This window comes from Nonomuraea sp. SBT364 (genome assembly GCF_001083785.1).
GTDB lineage: Bacteria > Actinomycetota > Actinomycetes > Streptosporangiales > Streptosporangiaceae > Nonomuraea.
On the sequence record NZ_LAVL01000330.1, the window covers coordinates 1 to 2310 of the forward strand.

4 protein-coding genes are annotated in these 2310 nt (G+C 73.4%); 1 reads left to right on the forward strand and 3 read right to left on the reverse strand.

The window, feature by feature from the left end:
- The 3 genes from ADY59_RS53835 to ADY59_RS47115 form a co-directional block, all read right to left on the reverse strand.
- On the reverse strand, window positions 1-272 hold a 272-nt coding region (locus ADY59_RS53835; RefSeq protein WP_331459604.1), incomplete at its 3' end, for a VIT1/CCC1 transporter family protein.
- Window positions 273-343: 71 nt separating this feature from the next.
- Window positions 344-1048 (reverse strand): organomercurial lyase, encoded by a 705-nt coding sequence (gene merB / locus ADY59_RS47110; protein WP_049577846.1) that lies wholly within the window; start codon window positions 1046-1048, stop codon window positions 344-346.
- A 104-nt stretch (window positions 1049-1152) separates the two neighbouring features.
- Window positions 1153-1809, reverse strand: a complete 657-nt coding sequence (locus tag ADY59_RS47115) for a hypothetical protein (protein WP_049577848.1) — start codon at window positions 1807-1809, stop codon at window positions 1153-1155.
- 156 nt (window positions 1810-1965) lie between these two features.
- On the opposite strand from ADY59_RS47115, the gene ADY59_RS47120 reads away from it, so the two are divergent.
- On the forward strand, window positions 1966-2310 hold a 345-nt coding region (locus ADY59_RS47120), incomplete at its 3' end, for a Clp protease N-terminal domain-containing protein (protein WP_049577850.1).

Sequence of the window (2310 nt, forward strand, 5' to 3'; positions counted from 1 at the left end):
GACGGGCGGCCGGCGGCGGCCCCCACCACCCCGGCGATCAACGCGAAGTTGGACACCAGCCCGTCCATCGCGCCGAACACCGCCGGCCGCAGCCAGCCGCCCGTCACGTCACGGTGGCTGTGGTGCTTCTCGGGCGAGTACGTCCGCTCCAGCTCAATAGTCATGACATTCCCTCCGATAAGACCAACTCGTCCGACATTTAGACATATGTCGGCATGATCCGCAACGAAGGGGAGGCTTGCCTGACCTGCGGTTCCGTCCTTCGACCTCATCGTCTTCCGAACGTGTTGACGAGAAAAGGCGCTGGTCGGGAGGCGGGTGGCGAGGCCGGCGCCCGGTGTGCTCACAGGCCCCAGAACGGGCCGTCCAGCCCGGCCCCGGCGAAGTGCGCGGCGGCGCCGGCCGGTTCGCGGCGGGTGTAGCCGTGCGCCAGGCGGCCGTCGTACCAGCCCCGGGCGAGCCGCCACAGGGTGGGCACGTCCATCACGTAGCCGCGCGGCAGCCCCGTCCGGGCCAGCCACCCGTCCACGCACCCCGCCGAGCAGAACAACCGCTGGTGCGAGCAGGTACGCACGACGTCGTCCCACATGTGGGCGACGGGGACCAGGAAGTGCGCCACCTGGTCGCCCGGGGGAGGCGCGGCCCGCCCCACCGACCAGGCGTGCGGGGCGCCGCAGCCGGGGCATCGGGTGGCCACCAGCACCTCGGGCTCGTCCTCCAGCAGATGCGGCACGGCGAACGCGTCCCACGCGCACCCGCCCCACCACAGCGTCTCCCGGCCCATGACCGAGAAGCCGAGCGGCACCGACGAGAACGGGTGCGCCATGACGATCGCGCCGTCGCCGTCGCCGTCGCCGTCCAGCACCAGCGCCCGGGCCGCGTGCAGGCGCGCCAGCGCCCGCCGCACCTCGCCGGGCGTCACGCCGGTCGCCCCGGCCAGTTCCCCGGCCCCGGGAGCCCGCCCCGTACGCGCGAACCCCGCGTAGACCGCGACCCGCACGTCCTCGTCCGGACGGCTCCGGTGCGGGCCGCTCTCGTTCGTCGTCATCCTCGCCCTCCGGGCTGCCGTGCCGTTTGCGGAGCGTCATCGGAGGGTCAAGGGTACGGCCGGGGCTCCGGCCGCTCACGGTCGGTCAGACAGATCAGGAAATATCAGGACATGGGGGCCGGTGCGGCGACGGCCGCCGCGGGTGCCGATACGGCGTCGCGCTCGCCGATCAGGGCGGCGCAGTCGGCGATGGCCCCGGCCAGCAGGTCGCGCAGCAGCGCGTCCGGGTCGGGGACGCATGCCTGGACGATGCCGACCACCGCGAGCTGGACCGCGTTGGGCGCGGCGTAGCGGCGGAAGCCCTTCTCGGTGATCCGCGCCGCCCGGCTGAACTTACGCGCCTGCGCGGCCGCCAGCGGCACCTGCTCCATCGCCGAGCGGCTCGGCTCGCTCAGCCGCCCCGACGGCCGGCCGTCCAGCCTGGCCAGCATCTCCTCGGCCGCCAGCACCGACACGGCCAGCGCGAGCTGCCGCTCGGCCGCCGCGACGGGCAGCGCCGTGGTGGCGCAGCGCAGCGCGATGCGGGCGTCGATCCGCAGGTCGTCGCCCGCCAGGCCGATGATCGACGGTACCAGCCCGACGAGCCTGGCCCGCTGGCCGTCGCCGGTGTTGTCGTTGACCAGCCGGGCGAGCGCCGCCAGCAGCGGGTGGGTGCAGGCGGGGTGGTCGCTCCACCGCTCTCCGGCCAGATAGGAGGCCAGCTCCATGAAGCAGGCTCCCCGTTTGGGGTTGCGATGCCTGCCGCGTGACAGAACCGGCATGTGATCAAGGTGATTGTCCACGGGTGCTCCACTGGTTCGCGGGGTCGCCGTCCTTCCAGTCTGCGCTTCCGGCCGCGCCAAAGCCAGTCTTGTTCGTGCGGGGGACCATATAACCCGTGTGGGGTTATAGTGGGGGTACTTGAGTGAGGAGGGCGCGTGCCGAAGATCAACGTCTATCTGCCCGACGAGCTGGCCGAGGCGGTCAAGGAGGCCGGGGTGCCCGTGTCGGCGATCTGCCAGCGGGCTCTGGAGCAGGCGGTGCGCCGGGTGACGGCGATCCGCGCCAGCGTGCCCGCCGACCTCGACCCGGACCGGCCGACCGGCGCGCTCAGCCATCTCACGGCGCGCACCCGCGCGGTGCTCAAGCTCGCCGCCGACCGCGCCGCCGCCGGCGGCGCCCCCGCCGTGGGCACCGAGCACCTGCTCACCGCCATGCTCGACGAGGGCACCAACCTCGCGCTGCACGTCCTGCGCGCCATGGACATCGACCCCGCCGACGCC

Excerpts from the sequence above, each read along its gene's own strand:
- ADY59_RS47115 (WP_049577848.1), bottom strand. The coding sequence starts at position 1,809 with ATGCCGGTTCTGTCACGCGGCAGGCATCGCAACCCCAAACGGGGAGCC.
- merB (WP_049577846.1), bottom strand. The coding sequence starts at position 1,048 with ATGACGACGAACGAGAGCGGCCCGCACCGGAGCCGTCCGGACGAGGAC.